We start from the raw sequence: 23,434 nt of genomic DNA on the forward strand, positions 1-23,434 counted from the left end.
CCTGGTTCAGGGAAATCAGGATGGGGAACAGGCGGTCAGCGACCGCCTGAAAGATCAGTAACCCGCTTTGCTGGTGTCGCTGTCATGACCCAGGGTATTGAGCAGGCTCGCCAGCAGGCTTGATGCACCAAAGCGGAAATGACGCGCATCGGCCCAGTCGGCACCCAGCGTCTCTTCTGCCATTTTCAGATAGATCGCGGCATCTTCAGCGGTGCGCACGCCACCAGCGGGCTTAAAGCCAACCTGCTGGCTGACGCCTTTATCGCGGATCACGTTCATCATGATCTGCGCCACGTCAGGCGTGGCGTTAACCGGCACTTTACCGGTAGAGGTTTTGATGAAATCGGCACCGGCATCAATGGCAATCTCAGAGGCCTGACGGATAAGCGCTTCCTGCTTCAGTTCACCGGTTTCGATGATCACTTTCAGCAGCACATCTGCTTCGGCACAGGCGGTTTTACAGGCTTTCACCAGATCGAAACCGACCTGACTGTTACCGGCGATCAGCGCACGATACGGGAACACCACGTCCACTTCATCGGCACCGTAGGCGATAGCGGCGCGGGTTTCTGCCAGCGCAATATCAATGTCGTCATTGCCGTGCGGGAAGTTAGTCACCGTAGCGATGCGGATCTCCGGGGTACCCTGCTCGCGCAGCGTTTTACGGGCAATCGGAATAAAACGCGGATAGATACAGATTGCGGCGGTGTTGCCTGCCGGGGATTTGGCCTGATGACACAGAGCGATCACTTTTGCGTCGGTGTCGTCATCATTCAGGGTGGTTAAATCCATCAGTTTCAGGGCGCGCAGGGCAAGGTCTTTGATATCGGTCATGAGGCTCTCCAAAAGATCGGGGTGCAACCCACCGGCTCGCCGGCGGAATGTTATAATAATAACACTCTGGTGCGGCCTGATATGTGCCAGGAGTCACATAGGAATAAGAAATTAGTGCAACATTGCCACGTTTACTGTGACTAACATTACAGATAACAGGGCTTGGTGGTTATTATACGCCAGCGGGTGCAATGTTACTATTATCACATTTATGCGCAATGGCTGCAGGTCGGGTGAGACAGGAACGGTCAGTTGCGCAGCGCCGGGAAAGCGGGATCGAGCTGAAATAGCTGCTGACTGTTGTGCCACAGCGCATCGGCAATCTCCTCAGGTGACTCTTCACGCAGGCTGCAGAGCACCTCCCACACCTGACGCGCCCGCTCCGGACGATTAGGCTGGCCCTGAAAGCCCTGCAGCGGCATATCGGGTGCATCAGTTTCCAGCAGCAGCGAAGAGAGCGGCAGCCGCGCCACAGTCTGACGGGTTTTGCTGGCGCGTTCATAGGTAATAGTCCCGCCGATGCCAATTGCATAACCCAGCTTAATAAAAGCCTGCGCCTGCTGCAGGCTGCCTGCAAAACCATGCACCACGCCACGGCGCGGCAGATCGTAACGACGCAGAATCTGCGCCAGCTTGTCATGAGTGCGGCGCGAATGCAGGATCACCGGCAGCTGATACGCTTTCGCCAGCTTAAGCTGCGCCTCAAGAAAGCGTTGCTGCTTATCAAACTGCGGATCGTCGCGATAGAGATCCAGCCCGATCTCGCCGATCGCCACCAGCTTACGCGGCCGCTGTTGCAGTAAGGTTTCCAGCTGGTCGAGATGGGCCTCCTGATGATTTTCGATGACGATCGGATGCAGGCCCAGCGCGGCATAGAGCGGCGGATGCGCCGCGGCTAACGCGCAGATCCGCTCAAAGCGGCTGGCATCGATCGCCGGAACAATAATCTTTTCCACGCCCGCTTCTGCAGCACGTGCCAGGCTGCCAGAGATATCCCCTTCAAACGGCGGAAAATCGAAGTGGCAGTGCGTATCGATAAACTTCATGCCAGCGATCCTTTGTCGTAATCAGCATCATTATCCGCCAGCGGCGGTGTGATGATGAGGCGGGTATCGGGTGCATTGGCTGCCGGAGCAGGCGGCGTTACGATACGCGCCGTGGTCATCGGTTCCGCATCACTCAGCCACTGGCCCAGCGTGGCGAGGAAATAGCGACCGCAACGCCGTCCCAGATGATAATCCTGATTCAGTGAAGCGATGCGGCTCCCCAGCGCACTGCTGGCCAGCGCATGCGGCGGAAAGATTTCGATAATGCGCAAATCATCGGGCGGATTCTCAATGAACTGCTGAATTTCCCGATAACTCTGCTCATGCTTATTCAGCACGTTGATCATCGGCTGCAGTGCGCCGGTGCTGAGCCAGCGTTCCATCCGCTTAAACCATTTCGGGGTGTAGAACATCTGTGAGGGCACGGTGCGGATCACCACAATGGTATCAGCGCCACGGCGGGCGGCTTCACGCACCGGAATCGCATCGCTGATGCCGCCATCAAGATAGCTGATCCCTTCCAGACTGACTCCCAGCCGGTAAAAACCGGGAATGGCACTGGAAGCTTTAATCAGATCCAGCCAGTTATCAGCGGTCGGGTTGAAGTAGCCGGGCGTGTAGTCGTCACTGCGGCAGGCGCACATATAAAACTCGCGGCCGCTGGAGAACAGCTGTTCCGCGCTGCTCATCGCCAGCGGAAATTCACTGCGGGTAATATCTATCAGCCAGTCGAGGTCGATCAGATTGCCACCCCGTACAAAGCGCAGCGGATCAAAGAAGAGTTTACTGGTGGTATAGCGGGTAATCACACGCCGGGCATAGCCGGGCTGACCACAGACAAAGGCAGAAAGATTTTGTGCACCGGCAGAGGTGCCGAGCATCAGCTGAAAGGGGTTGAATCGGGCACGCTGAAATTCATCTAATACGCCTGCGGTGAAAATGCCGCGTTGACCGCCGCCTTCACAAACCAGCGCAATCTTCTGAGATTTAAACGGAGTCAGGGCCAGAGGTTCAATGGCGCCGAGCGTGACAGGAATGCGTATACCCACTGTACGAACCTCAAAAAGGGGTTCCGGGTCTGCTGGTGGATCGATCCGTTAATGACGGCAGCATTCCGGAGAACCAGTCATGTGTTCCTTTAACCGGCAGGCCAGCTGGGCTGGCTTACCTTGCAGCGATGTGAAGGTGTCCCTCTCTTCACGTCAGTCGCTACAGATGACTGGTCTCCGCTCTATGCTTTGCGTTGCATTACACTGCAGGACTCATCGGCTAAAGCTTTTTACGGCCGGTAAACAGGCTGATGAGGAACAGGATAATACCAACGACGAAGACAACTTTAGCTGCCCATGCTGCTGTGCCCGCTAAACCGCCAAAACCTAACGCTGCAGCGATCAGTGCGATCACCAGAAAAATAATGCCCCAACGAAACATAAGCCTCTCCTTACCCTATTTAAAAATCGAATATTTTAAAATCGATCTGCTTATTTCATCCCCGGATGGGTATCTTTTATTCGTACGGCCACAGAAGTGGCCGTACGCAAGCTTAAGATTTAACCGTCAGGTCATTCTTAACGCTTTTCACGCCTTCAATGGCTTTAGCAATGCTTTCTGCACGATCTGACTGTGCCTGATTAGCAACCTGCCCTGAAAGCTGCACAACGCCGTCGGTAGTCTCAACTTTTACGTTGCGCGACGGAACAATGTCATCCGCTAATAGCTTAGCTTTAATTTCGCTGGTCGTAGCGGCATCGCCCGCATAACCTTTCATTGATGATGCTTTGCTGTCTCTGACGTGTAGTTTGTCGCTGACGGATTTAACACCTTCGATTTTCTGCACCACAGCCACAGCCTTCTCAGCCTGATCCTGTGAGGTGACGAAACCGCTTAAGGTCACGACGCCGCTATGCGTTTTTACGGAGATATCCGTGCTTTTAATTGCGTCATCATCTACCAGTGCCGCTTTGGCTTTGGCGGTGATGCCGCTGTCGTCCATATAACCATCGACTTTTTTCATAGAACTATCGATTTTTGAACCCGCGCTGTCGGCTGTCTGTGACGCTTTCTGCGACATTGATTCGTCAGCCAGTGCGCTGCCGCTGATCAGTGCTGAGCCAATCATGGCGGCCATCAGGGTTTTAGCAATCTTAGTCTTGTTCATCGATATCTTCCTTCTATCAGTTAACTCACCCAAAAACTGTGGGCGCAACAGAGGCACACGTGCCGCTGCGTTACAGGACGTAAGGACAAGAGAAGTCTCTTCCGCCGTCCAATAGAGTAATCATAGACGGCATTTTGCAATTTGCCTGGCTAACTGGTTGATCACACGTCGAAACAGAAGAAAAACGGGGTTTTTAGGAGGAGTCTGGAAGGAAGAAAACAGGGCCACTCCCAGCTGGAATGGCCCGGAAACAGGCGATTAGTGCTCGCGCGTTTTGCGGAAACGGACGTCAGGGTAACGTTCCTGCGTAATATTAAGATTAACCATGGTTGGCGCGATATAAGTCAAATTATTACCGCCATCGAGCGCCAGGTTAACTTCGTTTTTACGCTGGAAGTCCTCAAACTTTTTCGCGTCGCTGCATTCAACCCAGCGCGCCGTCGAGACGTTGATCGCTTCGTAGATCGCTTCGACGTTATATTCGCTTTTCAGACGGGCGACCACCACGTCAAACTGCAGTACCCCGACCGCACCCACGATCAGATCGTTGTTATGCACCGGACGGAACACCTGTACTGCACCCTCTTCCGACAGCTGAACCAGCCCTTTCAGCAGCTGTTTCTGCTTCAGCGGATCACGCAGACGAATACGGCGGAACAGCTCTGGCGCGAAGTTCGGAATACCGGTGAACTTCATGTTTTCACCCTGCGTAAAGGTGTCGCCAATCTGAATGGTGCCGTGGTTATGCAGGCCGATGATATCGCCAGGATACGCTTCTTCAACGTGCGAACGGTCGCCCGCCATAAAGGTCAGGGCGTCGGAGATCACCACATCTTTGCCGGTGCGCACCTGACGCAGCTTCATCCCTTTTTCATATTTACCGGACACCACACGCATAAAGGCCACGCGGTCGCGGTGTTTCGGGTCCATGTTAGCCTGGATCTTAAACACGAAGCCGGTGAACTTCTCTTCTTTCGCTTCAACCGTACGGGTGTCGGTGTCACGCGGCATCGGACGCGGTGCCCATGCCACCAGGCCATCCAGCATATGGTCAACGCCAAAGTTACCCAGCGCGGTGCCGAAGAAGACCGGCGACAGTTTGCCGCTCAGGAAGGCTTCCTGCTCAAACTCATGCGATGCGCCCTGTACCAGCTCCAGCTCTTCACGCAGCTGTGCCGCCAGATCGTCACCGACTGCGGTGTCGAGGTCCGGGTTGTTCAGCCCCTTCACGATGCGGACATCCTGAATGGTGTGGCCTTTACCGGTCTGGTAGAGATAGGTCTCATCTTTGTAGAGGTGATAGACCCCTTTGAACAGTTTGCCGCAGCCGATAGGCCAGGTGATCGGCGCACAGGCAATTTTCAGCTCGCTTTCCACCTCATCCAGCACTTCCATCGGGTCGCGGATGTCACGGTCAAGTTTGTTCATAAAAGTCAGGATCGGCGTATCGCGCAGACGGGTAACTTCCATCAGCTTACGGGTACGATCCTCGACGCCTTTAGCGGCATCAATCACCATCAGACAGCAGTCAACCGCGGTCAGCGTACGGTAGGTATCTTCCGAGAAATCTTCGTGACCCGGGGTATCCAGCAGGTTCACCAGGCTATCGCGATAGGGGAACTGCATCACCGAGGTGGTAATGGAGATACCACGCTGTTTCTCCATCTCCATCCAGTCCGACTTAGCGTGCTGGTTTGAGCCACGGCCTTTTACCGTACCGGCGGTCTGGATAGCCTGTCCGAACAGCAATACTTTTTCGGTAATGGTGGTTTTACCGGCATCCGGGTGCGAAATGATCGCGAAGGTGCGGCGGCGTGCCACCTCTTCTAAAAAGGGATTAGACATGGAATTCTTCTCAATAGGCAGCGCAACTTACTGGCGCTGCTGATAAATCACGGTGGCCGGCAGAACCTTACCGGCGGGTAAACGGTGCCAAAAGCGATCTTTCATCGTTGGCGGGTCAGCGCGACGTTACATTGGCGTGAATTCCGGTTACCTGGTCAGCTTTAAGGCGGCATAGCATACAATATTTTGCGCGCGCGGCCTACAGGGAGAGGGGCAGGATTTCAGGGGCGGAGAATCGGGGAACGGTGGATGCTGCAACAAAGCGGGACGGATCTGCATCCGTCCCGCGTCCGTTATCCCAGCACTTTTCTGACGCAGGCTTTGAAGATCTGCACACCCATCTCCAGCGAGTTGAGATCAAAATGCATGTCGGGATGATGCAACCCTGGCGTCAGGTTGGTACCCAGGCCCCAGAAGCCCGCTTTAACACCCGGACGCTTCACCGGATAGTAGAAAAAGTCCTCGCTGCCTGGCGTGGTTCGGGTTGGCAGCGCACCCTCTTCGCCCAGCACCTCGACGATCGCGGCGCGGATCACCGCCGTCGCTTCATCATCAATCTCGGCGGCGGGCATCTCTTTTAATACGCGGACCTCGGCACTGGCACCCAGTGCCGCCACGCTGTGAGTAATGGCGCGCGTGACCTGCTCTTTCAGCAGCGTCATCGGCCCGTTCTCCTGCGAACGCAGATCCCAGACTACACGGGCTTCATCCGGCACTGAGTTGGTGACACCGGCATCGCACAGGAAGCGGGTCGCTTTGACGCTCCAGGTCAGGCCCGGCGAGAGGTGGATGGCGTTGACCGCCTGAATCGCCTGTACGGCAGCATCCAGCGCATTCACCCCAAGGTGCGGACGCGCCGCATGGGCGGGCTGGCCTTTGATAGTCGCTTCCAGCGTGCTGCAGGCTGAATAGAGCACCGCAGGCACCGCCTGGCCGACCACACACTCCTCCAGCGGACGCAGATGGAATCCCAGAATCATCTCCACATCATCCAGTGCGCCACCTTCGATCATTGAGAGCGCACCGGCACCCAGCTCCTCGGCGGGCTGGAACAGGATCTTCAGCCGGCCGCGTTTCACCGCGCCCTCCTGCAGCAGCGCCGTTGCCGCCGTCAGCACGACCGAAGAGTGACCGTCGTGACCGCAGGTGTGGCGCGCACACGGCACGCCATCAATGATGTGCCCCAGCGCATCCATATCCGCGCGCAGCGCCAGCACCGGACCCGGCACACCGCTGTCGATCTCGGCCACAATGCCCGTGGTGTTATTGATATTGCGCGTCACCTTCAGGCCCGCTTTCTCCAGCTGATCGGCGATGTAGGCCGAGGTTTTCACCTCCTGAAAACCCAGCTCCGGAATTTCGTGCAAATAGTGGTAATGCTCTAATACCTCAGACACAGCGTTACTCCTGAATAAACAGACGCATAACAGACATTGCGATCAGCGCATTGATGATGCTCACCAGCATCAGCAGCGGCCAGTAATTTTTTGGCACATCGGCCACGCCCAGCAGCCGTCCCATATATTGCAGCTGCGATCCCATCAGGAAAATCGCCGGGGCCAGAATCGTGATATCCGCGCCGGTCAGCAGCCCTTTAGTCAGCAGACTCACCGCTACGCCGGTACCCGCCGACGACGAAAGCCAGGCGGTGAGCAACACCGTAATCGCCTCGCCCGGCAGGCCGAACAGCCCCATCACTGGCGCAAAAACGTGCCCGAGAAACTGCATGATGCCGAGCAGATTGAGCACTTCTGCCAGCACATAGGCCATCACCACATTTGGCATCAGGTTGTGAATGGCGATGTGAAAGCCTTTACGCGCGCCGGTCACAAACACATCAAACGGATTACTGCTGGTCGTGATTTTATTTTCCATCGGCGAAATCCTTCTTATAAACACTGTTTAACACAGCGCGCGTTATCGCCGCACCGACAAATTTCAGCACGAACATTAATAACAGCGGAATAATAATCGGCAGCGTCATTGAGGCGAACAGCGCGGAGCCGATGGCGAAGTAATTATTGATTAAGCCAGCACCGGAATATTGCCAGGCACTCATCACCACTACCTCTTTTTTACCGATCTGTTTCTGGTCAGCCATCTCTTTGGTTAAAGCCGCGCCCGCGTCGGTACTTTGCAGGTCGGTGATTAACGCCAGACCGCAGTGGCCCGGCAGCCCCATCAGCGGCTTAAGCAGCGGCGTCAGCAACCGATGCGCCGCGCGAATCGCGCCGTAGTGGGTGAAGATTTCCAGCACGCCCAGCGCCAGCATCACCGTGGGCGTCAGCGACAGCGCAAACAGGAAACCCGCTTTGGCACTGAGCCCGCCTGCGCCAAGGAAGGTGTTGCTGGCGGGATCTTTCATGGTGCCAAAGCTGCCGCCCAGCGTGGTGAAGTCAAAGGCGCCCAGCCATGAAAGACCCTCGACGTTATAAAACAACCCTGAGAAAAACAGGATGGCAAAAATTAACGCGACATAACAGCCTTTGGTCGCCGTCATTTTTACCGGACTAACCACACTCTCATCTGACATTATTTTCTCCTGATAACCTGGCTTGCCGCCTGTTCCCTGCCGTGGCAAGTTTCAATATATGGAACTGAGTTCTAAGCATGATTTATGCCAGAGCCGATCGGCGCGCGATGATTAATGGCCCTGCTGTCACCACCGGGCGTTTAATCCACGCCATACCTGTTATGGCTCTGTGAAATATCTTTTCCTGACGGCAACGTGATATTTCCGGCGCGTCATCAGATGACCGCTATTTCTCCAGCTTCAGCGGCGGTTGCACCAGCAGGATAGCGACCGGGCGCACTATCATGGTGCTGAAATCGTGATTTTGTTGCCCGACAGGGAGGGATGCAGAATGAGAATCGCTCGCATTCAATTTGTGAAATAATTCTATTTAAATCAATCAGATAAATTGGCTTTTTTTGCGGAAAAGCCTTCGCTTTACTAACATATTTGATGCATAATTCACCGACTATACCTGTTTATTTAACATCTTCTTAAAAGGACTCGGCCATGCTGACTGCTGAAATGACTGGGCGTTTAAACGACCAGCTGAACCTGGAATTTTTCTCTGCCAATCTTTATCTGCAAATGAGCGCCTGGTGCAGCGACAAAGGCTTTGAGGGTGCCGCTTCCTTCCTGAAGATGCATTCACGCGAAGAGATGCAGCATATGCAGCGTCTGTTTGATTACCTGAGCGATACCGGCGGCATGCCGGTGCTGGGTACCATCGCTGCGCCGCCAGTCTCTTTCACCTCGCTGAATGAAATTCTGCAGCAGGCGCTGGAGCATGAACAGCTGATCACCAGCAAAATCAATGAACTGGCCCATGCCGCCATGACCTCACAGGATTACTCTACCTTCAACTTCCTGCAGTGGTATGTTGCTGAGCAGCATGAAGAAGAGAAGCTGTTCAAAACCGTGCTGGATAAACTGGCGCTGGTCAGCAACAGCGGCAACGGTCTGTTCCTGGTCGATAAAGATCTGGGCCGCATGAGCACCGAGAATCACGCAGAGTAGTTTCTGTTGGGGCCACTGAGGTAGAAGGCCTGGTCGCTGTGAGATCGTGCCTTCACAGGAAACAGGGTCAGATCGGAAAGACGCAAAAGCCTCCATCCCTGTCACACTCGGCCCCCGCTATTACGCACCTCATCCATGAGGTGCGCCCGTAAACGGGCCAACGCTTTGCGTTGTTCAAAAGCGCTCCCGGCGCTTTTGTCCCTGCCGCGGGACACTTTCCTCCTCTGCCCCTGTTCCCTGCTAACTGAACTTAAGCGTTGCTGCCCAAAACCTGATTGATTAGGCTTTGCCACCACGGCACCGCTATTCCAGCCGGTAACTCGCGGCTCTCTCGCCATTTACCCACAGTTCACGGCTTTCCCCCGCAGGCAGTAACAGCGCGATCTCCCGCCAGGCGGGCTGGTAATCTCCATGTTTTTCCACCGTCAGATCGATACGCGTGGCGCTGCTGCAGAGCGTCCAGCGAAGCCATAGCGCATTACCCTGTTGCCAGCCGTGGCTCTCGCCATCGTCATCAAACATTTCGCCTTGTGTCTGCACGCCTTCGGGGGCAGGCCATAATTGCCATTGCCGCACCGTGTCGCGCCGCGCATCGGTGGTGCTTTCGCACTCGCCCAGCGGAATTACCGCACCGGCCCTGACCAGCAGCGGCAGCCGATCCAGCGGCGCATCCAGCGTAATGGTCTCGCCGCCCGCAAACGCCTTGCCGCTGTGCCAGTCATACCAGCCGCCGCGGTTACGGGGCAGATAGACTTCACGACTGCGCGCGCCCTGCTCCACGACGCTGGCGACCAGCAGATCGCGCCCCAGCATAAAGTCATCACACTCCTGCCAGGTCAGCGGATCCTGTTCGTGATCGAGAAAGGTCGGGCGCAGCATCGGCTCATCTTCCACGCTGGCCTGCCACGCCAGGTTATAGAGGTAGGGCATCAGGCGATAGCGCAGCCGGATCGCCTCGCGGATCATCGGCATAACTTCCGGGTACATCCAGGGCTCATTCACCGTGTGATCGTCATTCCAGGAGTGGATAGTAAAGCGCGGGTGCATCACGCCATTCTGAACCCAGCGCACAAACAGCTCGGCATCCGGCTTATCGCCCGAGAAGCCACCGACATCGTGCCCGACGTTAAACAGCCCGGAGAGGCTCATCCCCAGTCCCATGCGGATGTTGTAACGCAGGGTTTGCCAGCTGGTGCGATTATCGCCGCTCCAGGTCTGCACATAGCGCTGCATCCCGGCGCAGCCGGAACGGGAGATCAGATAAGGGCGTTTGTCCGGTGCAAACTGCTGCTGGGCTTCCATTGAGGCGCGCATCATCAGCAACGGCATTACCGGCCGGATATGCTTGATGGCGATCGGCTGACCAAAACCGTGACAGCGCGCTTCGCCATCCCACACCTCATATTCATTGTTGTCATTCCAGGTAGAATCGATGCCCTTTTCCAGCAACTGCCGGGTGACATTTTCCTGCCACCAGCGCACCGCCTGCGGATGGGTGAAGTCGAGGTGCGATCCCTCATCGTCCCAGAACACCGAACGCTCAGGACGATCCTGCTCAGAGTCACGAATAAACAGACCCTGTGCGGCCACTTCCTGATAGCGCGGATGATCCTGCAGCAGGCAGGGTTTGATGTTGGCCGCCAGCTTCATTCCGGCAGTATGAAATGCGTCGCTCAGCGCATTGGGATTCGGGACTTTGTCGTAGTTCCAGTTGAAAACGTAGCGCTTGTTGTTAATCGAGGTGTAACCCGAAGAGAGCTGGAACGAGTCGCAGGGAATTTCATGCTCGCGACACAGGCGGATAAAGGATTGCAGATGCTGTTGTGCGTCAGGCGCGTCGGTGTAGTGCATGGTGGAGCCGCTGTAGCCCAGGCTCCACTTCGGCTGAAACAGGGTGTGACCGGTCAGACGCACAAAGGCTTTGGTGACATCGAGCAGCGTCGGGCCCAGCATCATGTAGTAATCAAGATCGCCCGCTTCGGCGCGGTAGCGTCGATAAGGGAGATGGTAGTTATCCAGCTCATTCCCCAGATCGAGCCAGCTGCTGCTCAGGTTGTCATAGAACAGGCCGAAACTGACGCCATCGCGCTGCGTCAGGGTAAACGGAATATGTTTATAGAGCGGATCGGTGCTGACGGCGTTGTAGCCCATGGCGTCGAGATTCCGCATCTCAAAACGCCGGTTAACGCGGTTCAGGTCACCGCTCTTCTCGCCCAGGCCATAAACCCGATCCTGCGGCTGGCGACGCTGATAGTGCTCGACCCCGTCGCCGTGCGCATTGAGCAGATAAGCACCGGTGTGACGATCGGCGGCCAGCGGCTGCCAGCTCTCACCATCAAACTGCTCCCAGCTCAGGCAGAGCGGCTGATGTACCGTAACACGCAGCCGTTGCGTGCTGATGCGCAGCTGCTGCGCATCGTGTTCAACCTTAAATGCCGGCAGCGTAAAGCCATCCAGCGCTTCACGGTCACGCCCCTGCCAGGGCACGTCGCTGACAGGGGCAATGCTCCAGGTGCGGTTCAGCGCCAGCTCACCGTCGCGCTTCAGCAGCACGCGCATCAGCTTATCCTCCAGCACGTAAAGCCGCAGGAAATGACGATCTTCGACCTTGAGTTCAACAAAGTGATCGGCCTGCTGATGCAGCGTCCAGTTCTTCAGGGTTTTCATCGCGATATCCTTATGGGTTAGCAGGGCGCTGGCGGCGTTCGGCGACCAGCATCACCAGGAAAACGGCACCAATCAGGTCAAAGAAGCCCATCGCCACAAACAGCGGATTGAAGCCGATGGTATCGGCGGTGACACCGATAATCAGCGAGAAGATAAAGCTGGCGATCCAGGCGCAGGAGCCGCGCATGCCGTTGACCGTGGCCATCTGGCGGCGATCAAAACGCTCCACCACCAGCGCGCTCAGCATGCAGGAGATCACCTGATGGCCGAAGCCACCGACGGAGATCAGGGCGATCGCCAGCCAGGGATCTTTTACCAGCGTCATCAGCGCCAGTGAGACCATCAGCAGTGCGCCGGTCACCGAACTGGCGACAATCGAATTGACGCGGGTGAGACCAAACCAGCGCACATAGATTTTGGTCAGATAGCCGCTGGCGACGCTGCCGAGGTCGGCGGCCAGAAACGGCAGCCAGGCGAACATCACGATCTGCTTGAGATCCATGCCGCGCTCATTGGCCAGATAGAGCGGCACCCAGAAGCTCAGTACCGCCCAGGCCGGTTCGGCCAGAAAAGCCGGAATAGCGATGCCGTAGAATTTCTTCTCTTTACCAATCACTTTCAGCGCGGTGAAGAACGGCAGTTTTTCCCCGATCGCTTCGTTGTCCTGATTAATAAAGGCGCGCTCCTCATCAGAGAGACGAGGATGGCTCTCAGGCGAGTGATAGCCCCACCACCAGAGTCCAACCCACAGCAGCCCCAGCCCGCCGGTCAGCAGGAAGGCGCCCTGCCAGCCAAACGTTATGTGCGCGACATAGATAATCGGTGGTGCCAGCATGGCACCAATTGAAAAGCCGACACCCGCCCAGCCCGCCGCGACCGGGCGCTCTTTTTTCGGAAACCAGTCACCGATCGCTTTGGCGTTAGCGGGCGTTGCCGCCGCCTCAGAGGCGCCCATGACAAAGCGCAGCAACGCCAGATGCAGCCAGCTTCCCGCGCCGGCGTGCAGCAGACAGGTCACCGACCAGATCAGCGCGCAGATCAGGAAGCCCATCTTCAGTCCGATCACATCGATCAGCCAGCCGCAGATTGGCTGAAACAGGGTATAGGCCAGCTGAAACGCCGCCACCACCCAGGAGTACTGTTCGGTCGTCATGTGCAGACTGTTTTTAAGTTCCGGTGCCAGAATGCCGAGTGAGTTGCGGGTGATGTAGTTGACGGTTACACCCAGCAGGAACATTCCCAGCATCCACCAGCGTAAATTTTTAATCACGCGCACCGTGCGGGAAGCACTGATGGGTTTGGTTGTTGATTCGAGGCTCATTGTGCCACTCCTGATTGCCATTGATGACGCACACCGCCTGCTGGCGTACCGCGTGTCCTGTAACGAACTTAGAAAAGTGCGAAACGTGGGTACAGACACTTTTTTGCAACGCTTTTCATGGCAGGCTGAATTCCGGCAGAAAATGGCACTGAAACGCTTATCTGACGCGATTTAGCAGGTTATGAAAATTTTTTCATCAGCAGATTTGAAGGCGATCACAGAATGAAACAAAGGCTGAAAGTAAGCGAGATTGCGGCACTCAGCGGCGTCTCCATCAGTACGGTGTCACGGGTGCTGGCGGGTAAAGCCAACACCCGGCCCGCCACTCGTGACAAAGTGCTGGCCGTGGCGCAGCAACAGGGCGTGCTGAACAACCTGCACAGCGGTCGCCTGCTGCTGAATAACCTGATGGTCTTTGCCCCGCCCCGCGCCTTTGATGTACGCAGTGACATCTTCTACTACAAAGTCATTCAGGGGATCAGCCAGGCGGTGGAGCCGCACGAGGTGCGGCTGCGCTATTGTCCGCTGGAAGAGGTGGAAAGTGATGCCGCGCTGTTTATCGACAAGATGCAGCAGACCGAAGCGGCACTGCTGATCGGCATTGATGATGAGCATATTCATCAGCTGGCGGCGGAGATGAACAAACCCTGCGTACTGATCAACGCCCGCGATCGCCGTATGCGCCTGCCGTCGGTCTCGCCCCATCATCAACTGATTGGTGAATACTCAGCGCGCTATCTGTTTGAGCAGGGACACCGGCAGATCCTGTCGCTGCATTGCTTGCGTCGCTACACCATGGAGCAGCGATTGCAGGGGGTGCGTGACGCCTGGCATGCCATGAACCTGCGGTTTGACAGCCGCCAGCATCTGCTGACCCTGAACAGCTTCAGCAGCAATGAAGCGGCGGAGCGGCTGAGTGAATATCTGCGCCACTGCCCTGATGCGCTGCGCCCGACCGCGATTCTCGCCAGCGGTGATTACATTGCAGCGGGTGCCGTCACTGCGCTGGCGCAGGCCGGTCTGCGGGTGCCGCAGGATATTTCGGTGATGAGTATGGATGGCTTTAACCTGGCCGCTATCCACGATATTCCGCTGACCTCGGTGCAGGTGCCGCGTGATGAGCTGGGCGCAGCGGCAGTGAGAATGTTGCAGGAGATGCGTCTGAATCCCGGCACGCCCACCGGCAGCCTGCTGCTGAATGGCAGGCTGGTGGTGCGCGAGTCGGTGCGGCGCATTCGCGATAATCTCAGCCATGCGCCCGTCCAGCAGCATGGCCTCTATGATTAACCCGGTATGGATTAATCCGTCGCGGATTAACCCAGCGTTTTCAGCCGCAGTTCCGACGGCTGAGGTCGTCCGAACAGGAAGCCCTGGAACAGGGTACAGCCCTCATCGCGCAGCTTAGCGAACTGCTCATCGCTCTCCACCCCTTCGGCGGTAATCTGGATATCCAGACTGCGACTCATGCCGGTGATGGCCCGGATAATCGCCAGCGCCTCGCGACTGTCACCCATATCATTGATAAAGGATTTGTCGATTTTGATTTTGTCGAACGGGAAAGATCGCAGATAGCTCAGCGACGAATAGCCGGTGCCGAAATCATCCAGCGCAATCTGCACGCCCAGCGCCTTGAGATTTTGCAGGGTACGGATATTACCCAGCGAATCATCCAGCAGCACCGATTCGGTGATCTCAACCTCCAGCCGCGCCGGATCGAGACCCGACTCTTTCAGCGCGCCTTCCACCACCGGCACCAGCGAGCTGTTTTTAAACTGCAGCGGTGAGAGGTTGACCGAGACCGACTGCTCCCCTTCCCAGCTCGCCGCTTCACGGCAGGCTTCGTAGAGCGCAAATGCCCCCAGCATATGAATCAGGCCGGTCTCTTCAGCAATCGGGATGAAGTCGTTGGGCATGATCAGCCCACGAACCGGATGATGCCAGCGCATCAGCGCCTCATAGCCAATGATGGTGCGGTTATCGCCGTTGGTGATGGGCTGATAGTAGAGCCGCAGATGCCCGCCGCTAATCGCATCGCGCAGATCGTTTTCAATCAGGCGTCGACTGCGTGCCACATCGTCCATCTCCAGCGTGAAATGCTCATAGCGGTTGCGGCCGTTGCGTTTGGCTTCATACAGCGCCATGTCCGCACAGCGCAGCAGCTGCTCCGGCGTATTGGTGATGGTGGTGCTGAGCGCAATCCCCACGCTGAGCCCGACCGACAGATTATGACCTTCAACGTTGACCGGCGGGCGAATCGCCTCAATCAGGCGCTGCGCCACAATGCTCGCCTCTTCACTACTGGCCACCGAAGGCAGCACGATGGCGAACTCATCACCTCCGATACGCGCCAGGGTATCCTGATCGCGCAGCGCGTTACGCAGACGCTTAGCCACACTGCGCAGCAACTCGTCGCCAATCTGATGGCCCAGCGCATCGTTCACATTTTTAAAGTTATCGAGATCAAGGCAGAGCGCGGCGGTCTGACGCTGTATCTGACCGGCAGTGCGCAGGGCTTCACTCAGACGCTGGCGGAACAGAATGCGGTTCGGCAGGCTGGTGAGGTTGTCGTGGTGCGCCATATGGTGAATACGGGCATCAGCGGCGCGCTGGTCAGTGACATCTTCCACCAGCAGCATCAGGTAGTTACGTCGCGCATCCTGACCATTAATCGCGGTGGCGCGGGTATGCAGAATGCGTTCGCCGCTGGCGGTCATCAGCAACTGCTCACGCTCATGCATGCCCTCACTACGCAGCGCAACATCCGCCAGATTATTAAAGTAATCGCTGAGTTCGGGCGACATACATTCGTGCGGGCGCTTGTTGACGATCAGCGATTTCGACAGGCCGAACAGCTGCTGAGTGCGGTCGTTAACCAGCAGGATCTCGCGGGTGATCGCATCTTCTACAATCACGCAGGAGGGAATGTTGGCGATGATGTTATCCAGGAATTTAGAGAGCGCGGTTTTCTGGGTGCTCTGGGCTTCAGCCAGATCCCGGGCGCGCAGCACCTGCTGCTCCTGCTCACGGCGTTCCGTGCGGTCGCGGGTGATCTTAGCGAAGCCAACCAGTTTACCGTCATCATCGTGGATCGCGTCGATGACCACATGCGCCCAGAAGGCACTGCCATCTTTACGGTAGCGCCAGCCCTCATCTTCAAAACGGCCGGCCTTAAGCGCGATACCGAGATTCGCTTCCGGGATGCGGTTCAGCCGCTCCTGGGAGCTGTAAAACAGCGAGAAGTGCTGACCCACCACTTCCTCCGCTTTGTACCCTTTGGCACGCTGCGCACCGGCATTCCAGTTCACCACCACGCCGTCGACATCGAGCATATAGATGGCGTAATCGGTGACCCCTTCAACCAGCAGACGGAAACGCTGCTCCTGCTCCCGTTGCTGGCTGCGGACGCGCTGCTGTTCGGTGCAGTCGCGGGTGATTTTAGCGTAGCCCAGCAGCTTGCCCTGATCGTCGCGGATCGTGTCGATCACCACATGCGCCCAGAAGGCGCTGCCATCTTTGCGGTAGCGCCAGCCCTCATCTTCAAAACGGCCGGTGCGATAAGCGGTTTGCAGGTTCTGCTCCGGGACACGGTTCAGGCGATCCTGCGCGCTGTAGAAGCGGGAAAAATGCTGGCCGACAATCTCTTCTGCTACATAGCCTTTGGCACGCTGTGCCCCGGCATTCCAGTTCACCACGTTACCGTCATGATCGAGCATATAGATGGCGTAATCGGTAACGCCTTCCACCAGCAGGCGGAAGCGCATCTCCTGCTCCCGCTCCTTGCGCTGCTGCTCCTGCTGCTGAGTGCAGTCGCGGGTAATACAGGCGTATCCCACCAGCAGACCGGCGTCACTGCGTATCGGGTCGATCGTCTCGTGCGCCCAGAAAGCACTGCCATCTTTGCGATAGCGCCAGCCTTCGCTTTCATGGTGTCCGGCAGTGGCCGCCATATCCAGTCCACGCTGCGGCAGGCCCCGGCGGCGATCTTCTTCGCTATACAACCGGGCGAAGCTGCAGCCAATCATCTCGTCTGGCGTATAGCCTATCGTGCGCTGAGCACCCTGATTCCAGCTGCCGATGATACCGTCAGGTTTTAGCATAGTGATGGCGTAATCATTCACGCTTTGTACCAGCATGCGATAGATGACATCAGAGTTATTATCCATTGTGATTAGCCTGCTGCTCTGTAGCCGGATGACGGCTTAGGAATGTTCTCAATAGGGTGCGCAGACTACAGCTGAAAAGAGCTGAGATAACAAGCGCATTAAGAAGATTAATCAATGTGTATAGAGGGTATATCGGCAGCGGCGAGTAAATGTTCAATGACACCGTCGTGGCGGCGCGTCAGACGACGCGTTCCCGGCGCAAGAAGAGAGAATAACGGTGTTGCAAGCAGATCATTGCCGGGCTTTGGCTCATCAGGACCTTGCTCGTGCAGCGGCGCGATGGCCAGGGCGCGCGCTTGTGCCGCCAGTGCCAGCGCGTCAATCTGCTGCGCCAGTCGCTGATTCCGGTCGCCACAGGAAGCATCGTAATCAACAGCCGTGTGCATGGCGGGCAATCAAACGGCAACAGCAGCGATTTGCGACGCCAGTCGCCCAAAGAGGTGATGCCACCCGCAATCGGCAGATCAAACCAGATCGATCCTGGCGAATGCCCGCGGCGACCGGTGAACAGATTCGGCGGCCCCAGCGCGCACTGGCCGCGCACTGGCCGCGCACTGGCCGCGCACTGGCAGGATGCGTCGCGCCTGAGCCGGCACGCCACTTTCTCCCCGCTGCAGCCAGGTAATATCACGGGCATAGACCGGCGGTGAACCGATGCCGGCACGGTTATTCAGCGCCGCCGCGTGATCCCCGTGGCTTACTGCTGGGCGGTGAGCGCCGCAATCGGCTGCCAGATCTCGGTTAATGCGCCCTCTTTGCCGGTAAAGGGATCCTGCGTCGGGAACGGCACTTTTTTCACCTGCTCCTGGGCCATTTTCAGCTTCGCGGGCTCATCGCGCAGCGTCTCCGGCGACATCCCGTGCGGATAGGCGCCAATCACCATAAAATCTTCGCTGGCGCTGACCTGCCGGTGGCCGACACCCGCCGGAATCAGGACGGCATCGCCTGCGCGAAGGGTCACCATCCGACCACTGTCGCCGCCAAACAGCACTTCCGCCCAGCCTTCAGCGACGCCAAGCAGTTCATGGGTATTAGGATGATAATGGGTATACGGAAAGATCGGATAGCGCCAGGCGGGCGGCCAGCCGTTCGCCTCAAAGGTTTTCTCAAACCACGCAGCGATCTCCTCCTCTTCCGGCACTACGCGCGGCCAGATAATCAGAGGTAACGGGTTATTGGGCACGCCGCCCGACGGGCTGGCGAGCATCAGATGCTGAGGATTGTCAGAAGCCCCGGCCGAGAAGGTGCCAGCGGCAAAGGACATCATTAATAGCAGACTGGAGGATGAGGCACGCATACAGGTTCTCCGATGTTTTTCTCAGTGTGGCAAACCTGCGGCACATTGCAATGTGCGCCAGACGACACAATTGAGATAATTGACTGATATTGCTGACTAAAGCCAAATGTGTCGTTAACTATAGGGTCGGCGTCTGTCTGCGTAACGGAGGGTAGCGGTTCTTACTGCGGCAAAGTGTTGCAAAATGTCAGGCAGCCGGACGCGCAGGCGCAGCAAACCAACGCCCAGGCGACGCCTGTATAAACTGTTATACAAAAAAAGCACAGATCTGTTTCTGATATGCTTGACTGTTATCTGTTGTAATAGCTAACAGATGACAGTGAGGTAACAAATGGACGCTATTAAACAAATCCTGATTGACGAGATCGCCCTGCTTAACCGCGAAGAACGTCGCGACAATTTGCCGCGCTTCAGCCTCTCGTTTCTGAAAAATCATCCTGGACTCTGGGCAGTGATGTACCTCTGCTACGGCCTGTGCGTGGCGCTGATCTTCACCACCGAGATGCTCGGCTGGCCGGCCTTCTGGTTTGCCACCGTGTTTGTGCTGGTGATGAGTGTGCTGATGCTGCTGGATATCAACCCGAAATATCGCTTTGAAGATATCGATGCGCTCGATCTGCGCGTTTGCTACAACGGCGAGTGGTATTACATTCAGCCGGTGCGCGAACAGGCCATATCACGCATTCTGTCGCTGCCTGAGACACCAGAACGCGTGAAGAGCGGTATCCAGCGTCTGCTGACGCAAAAAGGAGAAGTGGACTTCTATGATGTCTACTACCTGACCTGGGGCCATCAGGAAGCGGCGCGGGTTTAATCCGCCTGCCCTTCCGCCATCAGCTGACCCAGCGTCCCGATTGCCGCCTCGGCCCGACTATCCCACGGCCAGGCGGTATTTAACCTGAAGCAGTGTCTGAACTGCTCACCTGCCGAAAATAGCTGTCCCGGAGCAATACTAATCCCCTGCGCCAGCGCCCGCTGATAGAGCCGGGTCGTATTAATGCTTTCCGGCAGCGTCACCCAGAGAAAATAGCCGCCGCGCGCTTCGCTGACCGTGGCCTGCGGCGGCAGCACCTTCATTAACGCCTGGCGCACCATCTGCTGTCGCTTCGCCAGAATCTGTCTTAGCCGCTTCAGATGGGTATCGTAACGCCGCGTGGCAAGAAAATCGGCCAGCGCCAGCTGCATCGGCGCACTGGTAGAAAGCGTGCTCATCAGTTGCAGCCGCTGAATACGTTGCGCATGCTGCCCCGCTGCGACCCAGCCGACGCGAAATCCTGCCACCAGCGACTTTGAAAATGAGCCACAGTGCAGCACGTTCCCCTGACGATCCCAGGCTTTGGCTGGCAGCGGAGCCGCATCACCTGCCCAGAGTTCGGCATAGACATCATCTTCAATCATCGGCACCTGATAACGCGCCAGCAGTGCGACCAGCTGCTGTTTGCGTTCCGGCGTTAGGGTTACGCTCAGCGGATTCTGCAGGGTGGTCATCAGCCAGCAGGCTTTCACCGGCCAGCGCTGCAGTGCCTCCTCCAGCTGGACGAGGTCGATGCCATTTCGGGCATCGACCGGGATCGCCAGCGCCTTGAGCTTAAGCCGCTCTATCGCCTGCAGCGCGCCATAAAAACTCGGCTGTTCAATCACCACATAATCACCCGGCTCGGTCAGGGATTGCAGACTGAGGTTCAGCGCCTCCAGCGCCCCGCTGGTGATGACAATTTCATCTGGCGACAGAGTGATGCCCTGACGCGCATAGCGCTGCGCCAGCAGCTGGCGCAGCGTGGCGTTGCCGGGCGGCAGATTGTGCAGCGCATCGGTTGGGGTCAGATGATGAGAGACGTTAGCCAGCGAGCGCATCAGCTGGCGCTGAGGAAAGAGTGCAGGATCGGGAAAGGCGGAGCCAAACGGCACAATGGCGGGATCGCGCGTGGCCTGCAGTACATCAAACACAAAGTCGTTGATATCGACCTGCTCACTGATTGCCACGCTCAGCGGTGCGGGTGCTAAGGCACGCGGTGCCACGTAGTAACCCGACTGTGGACGGGAGACGATCCAGCCCTGACTCTCCAGCAACTCATAGGCATGCAGCACCGTCATCAGGCTGACGCCCTGCTGCGCGACCTGCTGACGCAATGACGGCAGACGGGTGCCCGGCAGCCAGATGCCGGCCTCTATCTGCTGCTGAATCTCATCCATCAATCGCTGATATTTCGCCACGGGTGACCTCTCCTTGTTTTACCGTGAATCATCTGACCGCGAGACTTTACCACGCACGGCGACCAATGGCAGGCGGCGTGAAGCGCTTTATCCGATTGCGCTGATTCTTCACGGATTCAGGCGCGTCAGATCGCAGCGACCTGCGGCGTCAGCGGCTGATCGGCTTCGGCTTCGGCTTCGGCTTCGGCTTCGGTAATCAGGCTCACATTCGCAACCGCCTCTTCAACTTCCGCCACCACAAAGTCAGCCAGCTCCGGTACCCGCTCTGCGGGAACCGGCTTGCCCAGCAGATAGCCCTGCAGCGTATTACAGCCCAGACTGGTCAGGAAGGCCTGCTGCTCAGGGGTTTCAACGCCCTCGGCCACCACTTTCAATTGCAGCGACTGCGCCAGCGCCACTATCGCCGACACGATAGTGGCATCTTCAGTGTGATGCTGCAGCTCATTCACAAAGGCCCGGTCGATCTTGAGCTCACTGGCTGGTAGCCGTTTCAGATAGAGCAGGCTGGAGTAGCCGGTGCCAAAGTCATCAATTGAGGCTTTCACCCCGAGTTGGGTCAGCTCAGTCAGAATACGTACGCTCTCATCGGGATCGCGCATCGCGGTGGTTTCTGTCACTTCCAGCGTCAGCAGTTCAGCCGGAATCTGATGTATTTCCAGCGCATTCACCACTGTCTCCACCAGATTTGATTGCTCAAACTGCAACGCCGACAGGTTCACCGCCACCGACCAGTGCGGATGGCCCTGCAGATGCCATTGACGCAGCTGGCGACAGGCTTCATGGATTACCCAGTTGCCGATACTGACAATCATTCCGGTCTTTTCTGCCATTGGCAGAAATTTATCGGGCGACAGCAGGCCGCGCTGCGGATGCTGCCAGCGCAGCAATGCCTCAAAACCGAGAATCGGACCGCTCGGCGCGCAATATTTTGGCTGATAGAACAGGCGCAGCTCATCATGATCCAGCGCCTGCCAGAGATCGTTATTCAGCTGAAGCTGGCTCTGGGCCTGAATGTTCATTGAGGGCTGAAAGAAGGTGTAGCCATTGCGGCCATTGTTTTTGGTGTGGTACATCGCCGCATCGGCGTTGAACATCAGCTCACGCTCATCCACGCCATCGCCGGGATAGACCGCGATGCCGAGACTCAGCGATACCACCAGCTCATAGCGTGAGATATCAAACGGACGATCCACCGCTTTGACCAGCTTGTCGGCGATAGCCGCCGCATCATTGGGATCGTCGATCTCCACCAGCAGCACAAACTCATCACCGCCGAGCCGCGCCAGCGTGTAGTAGCCGGTCATCTGCTGACTCATGCGCTCGGTCACGCCGACCAGCAGACTGTCGCCAATGTGGTGCCCGAATGCGTCGTTAACCGCCTTAAACCCATCAAGATCCATAAACATCAGGGCAAATTGCCTCTGCTCACGATTCGCTTTGTTGATCGCCTGCTCCAGCCGATCTTCCAGCAGGATGCGGTTAGGCAGCCGTGTCAGGTTGTCGTGCAGCGCCAGCTGTGCCAGCTCACGATTGGCTTCAGCCAGCGAACTGGCGAGAATCGAGGTACGCGCCTGCATCCGCGCATCCAGCATCGACACCAGCAAGGTAATGCCCAGAATCGAAATAGTGACCACCGTGACCAGAATCGCCAGCCAGTTGCTGTTGACGCCCTGCCCGATCGGATGACTGTGGGCAGGAAACTCTGCCGCCATCATGCCGGTATAGTGCATGCCGGCAATAGCACAGCCCATCACTACCGATGCGCCAATACGCAGCAGGGTGACCCGGCTGGTCTGTCCTTCCCGCAGGTTAAACGCCAGCCACAGCGCGGTGCCAGAGGCGGCCAGGGCGATCGCCACCGACAGCGCCACCCAGCCCCATTTCCAGACGATACCGGGAGAGAACATCAGCGCCGCCATGCCGGTGTAGTGCATCGCGACTACGCCGCTGCCGAGGATCAGCGCGCCACCCGCCAGGCGCGGCAAAGGCAGATCGCCACTGCAGACCAGCCACAGCGCAAATATCGACGCACAGACCGCGATGGCCGCAGAGAAGGCGGTGAGCCCGGCGTTGTAGCTCATGACCATCTCCATATTCATCGACAGCATGCCGATAAAGTGCATCGCCCAGATGCCGATGCCCATGGAAAAACCGCCGCCGAACAGCCAGACCAGCGCGACTTTGCCGGTTGAATGCACCACCCGCCCCGCCATATCTAAGGCGGTAAACGAAGCCAGCATCGCGACCAGAACGGAGACGATGACGATAAAAGAGTCGTACGAGGTCGCTAACATAGTGCATTCCCGCGAAAGCAGAGCGTGTGGTTGGGCAGAGGGTTTTAAAATTATTCTCTTAGTTAT

19 protein-coding genes are annotated in these 23,434 nt (G+C 57.1%); 3 read left to right on the forward strand and 16 right to left on the reverse strand.

The window, feature by feature from the left end; genetic code table 11:
- Positions 1 to 54 precede the first annotated feature (54 nt).
- The 9 genes from deoC to AC0T7J_RS13720 all read right to left on the reverse strand — a co-directional run bounded on the left by deoC (position 55) and on the right by AC0T7J_RS13720 (position 8,416).
- A complete protein-coding gene (deoC, locus tag AC0T7J_RS13680; RefSeq protein WP_473794879.1) occupies positions 55 to 834 on the reverse strand; it encodes a deoxyribose-phosphate aldolase in 780 nt (259 codons plus the stop codon).
- A gap of 248 nt (positions 835 to 1,082) precedes the next feature.
- Positions 1,083 to 1,880, reverse strand: coding sequence for a TatD family hydrolase (locus AC0T7J_RS13685; RefSeq protein ID WP_473794882.1), 798 nt, complete (start codon positions 1,878 to 1,880; stop codon positions 1,083 to 1,085).
- A complete protein-coding gene (locus AC0T7J_RS13690; protein ID WP_033769872.1) occupies positions 1,877 to 2,929 on the reverse strand; it encodes a patatin-like phospholipase family protein in 1,053 nt (350 codons plus the stop codon). Before AC0T7J_RS13690 ends, AC0T7J_RS13685 begins: the two co-directional genes overlap by 4 nt.
- 220 nt (positions 2,930 to 3,149) lie before the next feature.
- A complete protein-coding gene (locus tag AC0T7J_RS13695) occupies positions 3,150 to 3,311 on the reverse strand; it encodes a DUF1328 domain-containing protein (RefSeq protein WP_003848537.1) in 162 nt (53 codons plus the stop codon).
- 112 nt (positions 3,312 to 3,423) lie between these two features.
- Positions 3,424 to 4,038, reverse strand: a complete 615-nt coding sequence (gene osmY, locus AC0T7J_RS13700) for a molecular chaperone OsmY (protein ID WP_033772579.1) — start codon at positions 4,036 to 4,038, stop codon at positions 3,424 to 3,426.
- A gap of 258 nt (positions 4,039 to 4,296) precedes the next feature.
- Positions 4,297 to 5,883, reverse strand: a complete 1,587-nt coding sequence (gene prfC / locus AC0T7J_RS13705) for a peptide chain release factor 3 (protein WP_010671098.1) — start codon at positions 5,881 to 5,883, stop codon at positions 4,297 to 4,299.
- 293 nt (positions 5,884 to 6,176) lie between these two features.
- Entirely contained in the window at positions 6,177 to 7,280 is a 1,104-nt protein-coding gene (locus tag AC0T7J_RS13710) for a M20 peptidase aminoacylase family protein (protein WP_473794886.1), read from the reverse strand.
- Positions 7,281 to 7,284: 4 nt separating this feature from the next.
- Complete coding sequence (locus AC0T7J_RS13715; RefSeq protein WP_473794888.1) at positions 7,285 to 7,758, reverse strand: YjiG family protein; 474 nt, start codon at positions 7,756 to 7,758, stop codon at positions 7,285 to 7,287.
- Positions 7,748 to 8,416, reverse strand: a complete 669-nt coding sequence (locus AC0T7J_RS13720; RefSeq protein WP_473794889.1) for a nucleoside recognition domain-containing protein — start codon at positions 8,414 to 8,416, stop codon at positions 7,748 to 7,750. Before AC0T7J_RS13720 ends, AC0T7J_RS13715 begins: the two co-directional genes overlap by 11 nt.
- Positions 8,417 to 8,905: 489 nt before the next feature.
- On the opposite strand from AC0T7J_RS13720, the gene ftnA reads away from it, so the two are divergent.
- Positions 8,906 to 9,412 carry a non-heme ferritin gene (gene ftnA / locus AC0T7J_RS13725; RefSeq protein WP_010248984.1) on the forward strand — a complete coding sequence of 169 codons (507 nt, stop codon included), beginning with the start codon at positions 8,906 to 8,908 and terminating at the stop codon, positions 9,410 to 9,412.
- A gap of 303 nt (positions 9,413 to 9,715) precedes the next feature.
- On the opposite strand, the gene AC0T7J_RS13730 is transcribed toward ftnA, so the two are convergent.
- Together AC0T7J_RS13730 and AC0T7J_RS13735 are read right to left on the reverse strand one after the other, a co-directional pair.
- Positions 9,716 to 12,079: a glycoside hydrolase family 31 protein gene (locus tag AC0T7J_RS13730; RefSeq protein WP_473794891.1), complete on the reverse strand. Its 2,364-nt coding sequence runs from the start codon at positions 12,077 to 12,079 to the stop codon at positions 9,716 to 9,718.
- A 10-nt stretch (positions 12,080 to 12,089) separates the two neighbouring features.
- Positions 12,090 to 13,400 carry an MFS transporter gene (locus AC0T7J_RS13735; RefSeq protein ID WP_031593879.1) on the reverse strand — a complete coding sequence of 437 codons (1,311 nt, stop codon included), beginning with the start codon at positions 13,398 to 13,400 and terminating at the stop codon, positions 12,090 to 12,092.
- A gap of 222 nt (positions 13,401 to 13,622) precedes the next feature.
- Here AC0T7J_RS13735 and AC0T7J_RS13740 point away from each other — a divergent pair, with 222 nt between their 5' ends.
- Positions 13,623 to 14,687, forward strand: a complete 1,065-nt coding sequence (locus tag AC0T7J_RS13740; protein ID WP_473794893.1) for a LacI family DNA-binding transcriptional regulator — start codon at positions 13,623 to 13,625, stop codon at positions 14,685 to 14,687.
- 26 nt (positions 14,688 to 14,713) lie between these two features.
- Here AC0T7J_RS13740 and AC0T7J_RS13745 read toward each other — a convergent pair whose 3' ends face one another.
- From AC0T7J_RS13745 to AC0T7J_RS13755, 3 genes are all read right to left on the reverse strand, one after another.
- On the reverse strand, positions 14,714 to 17,563 hold the full coding sequence (locus AC0T7J_RS13745) for a sensor domain-containing protein (RefSeq protein ID WP_473794895.1): 2,850 nt from the start codon (positions 17,561 to 17,563) through the stop codon (positions 14,714 to 14,716).
- A 107-nt stretch (positions 17,564 to 17,670) separates the two neighbouring features.
- On the reverse strand, positions 17,671 to 17,949 hold the full coding sequence (locus tag AC0T7J_RS13750; protein ID WP_473794897.1) for a hypothetical protein: 279 nt from the start codon (positions 17,947 to 17,949) through the stop codon (positions 17,671 to 17,673).
- A gap of 311 nt (positions 17,950 to 18,260) precedes the next feature.
- Positions 18,261 to 18,860, reverse strand: a complete 600-nt coding sequence (locus tag AC0T7J_RS13755; protein ID WP_473794898.1) for a cupin domain-containing protein — start codon at positions 18,858 to 18,860, stop codon at positions 18,261 to 18,263.
- Positions 18,861 to 19,191: 331 nt separating this feature from the next.
- On the opposite strand from AC0T7J_RS13755, the gene AC0T7J_RS13760 reads away from it, so the two are divergent.
- Entirely contained in the window at positions 19,192 to 19,674 is a 483-nt protein-coding gene (locus AC0T7J_RS13760; RefSeq protein WP_010249002.1) for a YlaC family protein, read from the forward strand.
- Here AC0T7J_RS13760 and AC0T7J_RS13765 read toward each other — a convergent pair.
- Positions 19,671 to 21,074: an aminotransferase-like domain-containing protein gene (locus tag AC0T7J_RS13765; protein ID WP_473794900.1), complete on the reverse strand. Its 1,404-nt coding sequence runs from the start codon at positions 21,072 to 21,074 to the stop codon at positions 19,671 to 19,673. The two genes, AC0T7J_RS13760 and AC0T7J_RS13765, sit on opposite strands and share 4 nt — an antisense overlap.
- 125 nt (positions 21,075 to 21,199) lie before the next feature.
- Positions 21,200 to 23,368, reverse strand: a complete 2,169-nt coding sequence (locus AC0T7J_RS13770; RefSeq protein ID WP_473794902.1) for a putative bifunctional diguanylate cyclase/phosphodiesterase — start codon at positions 23,366 to 23,368, stop codon at positions 21,200 to 21,202.
- Positions 23,369 to 23,434 lie beyond the last annotated feature (66 nt).

This window comes from Pantoea sp. E956-1 (assembly GCF_982223955.1).

What these genes read in the sequence shown, in the direction of transcription:
- AC0T7J_RS13685 (WP_473794882.1), bottom strand. Translation starts at nt 1,880, where the DNA reads ATGAAGTTTATCGATACGCACTGCCACTTCGATTTTCCGCCGTTTGAA.
- AC0T7J_RS13770 (WP_473794902.1), bottom strand. Translation starts at nt 23,368, where the DNA reads ATGTTAGCGACCTCGTACGACTCTTTTATCGTCATCGTCTCCGTTCTG.
- AC0T7J_RS13745 (WP_473794895.1), bottom strand. Translation starts at nt 17,563, where the DNA reads ATGGATAATAACTCTGATGTCATCTATCGCATGCTGGTACAAAGCGTG.
- AC0T7J_RS13740 (WP_473794893.1), top strand. Translation starts at nt 13,623, where the DNA reads ATGAAACAAAGGCTGAAAGTAAGCGAGATTGCGGCACTCAGCGGCGTC.
- prfC (WP_010671098.1), bottom strand. Translation starts at nt 5,883, where the DNA reads ATGTCTAATCCCTTTTTAGAAGAGGTGGCACGCCGCCGCACCTTCGCG.
- AC0T7J_RS13755 (WP_473794898.1), bottom strand. Translation starts at nt 18,860, where the DNA reads ATGCGTGCCTCATCCTCCAGTCTGCTATTAATGATGTCCTTTGCCGCT.
- ftnA (WP_010248984.1), top strand. Translation starts at nt 8,906, where the DNA reads ATGCTGACTGCTGAAATGACTGGGCGTTTAAACGACCAGCTGAACCTG.
- AC0T7J_RS13695 (WP_003848537.1), bottom strand. Translation starts at nt 3,311, where the DNA reads ATGTTTCGTTGGGGCATTATTTTTCTGGTGATCGCACTGATCGCTGCA.
- AC0T7J_RS13735 (WP_031593879.1), bottom strand. Translation starts at nt 13,400, where the DNA reads ATGAGCCTCGAATCAACAACCAAACCCATCAGTGCTTCCCGCACGGTG.
- osmY (WP_033772579.1), bottom strand. Translation starts at nt 4,038, where the DNA reads ATGAACAAGACTAAGATTGCTAAAACCCTGATGGCCGCCATGATTGGC.
- AC0T7J_RS13720 (WP_473794889.1), bottom strand. Translation starts at nt 8,416, where the DNA reads ATGTCAGATGAGAGTGTGGTTAGTCCGGTAAAAATGACGGCGACCAAA.
- deoC (WP_473794879.1), bottom strand. Translation starts at nt 834, where the DNA reads ATGACCGATATCAAAGACCTTGCCCTGCGCGCCCTGAAACTGATGGAT.
- AC0T7J_RS13715 (WP_473794888.1), bottom strand. Translation starts at nt 7,758, where the DNA reads ATGGAAAATAAAATCACGACCAGCAGTAATCCGTTTGATGTGTTTGTG.
- AC0T7J_RS13760 (WP_010249002.1), top strand. Translation starts at nt 19,192, where the DNA reads ATGGACGCTATTAAACAAATCCTGATTGACGAGATCGCCCTGCTTAAC.
- AC0T7J_RS13730 (WP_473794891.1), bottom strand. Translation starts at nt 12,079, where the DNA reads ATGAAAACCCTGAAGAACTGGACGCTGCATCAGCAGGCCGATCACTTT.
- AC0T7J_RS13750 (WP_473794897.1), bottom strand. Translation starts at nt 17,949, where the DNA reads ATGCACACGGCTGTTGATTACGATGCTTCCTGTGGCGACCGGAATCAG.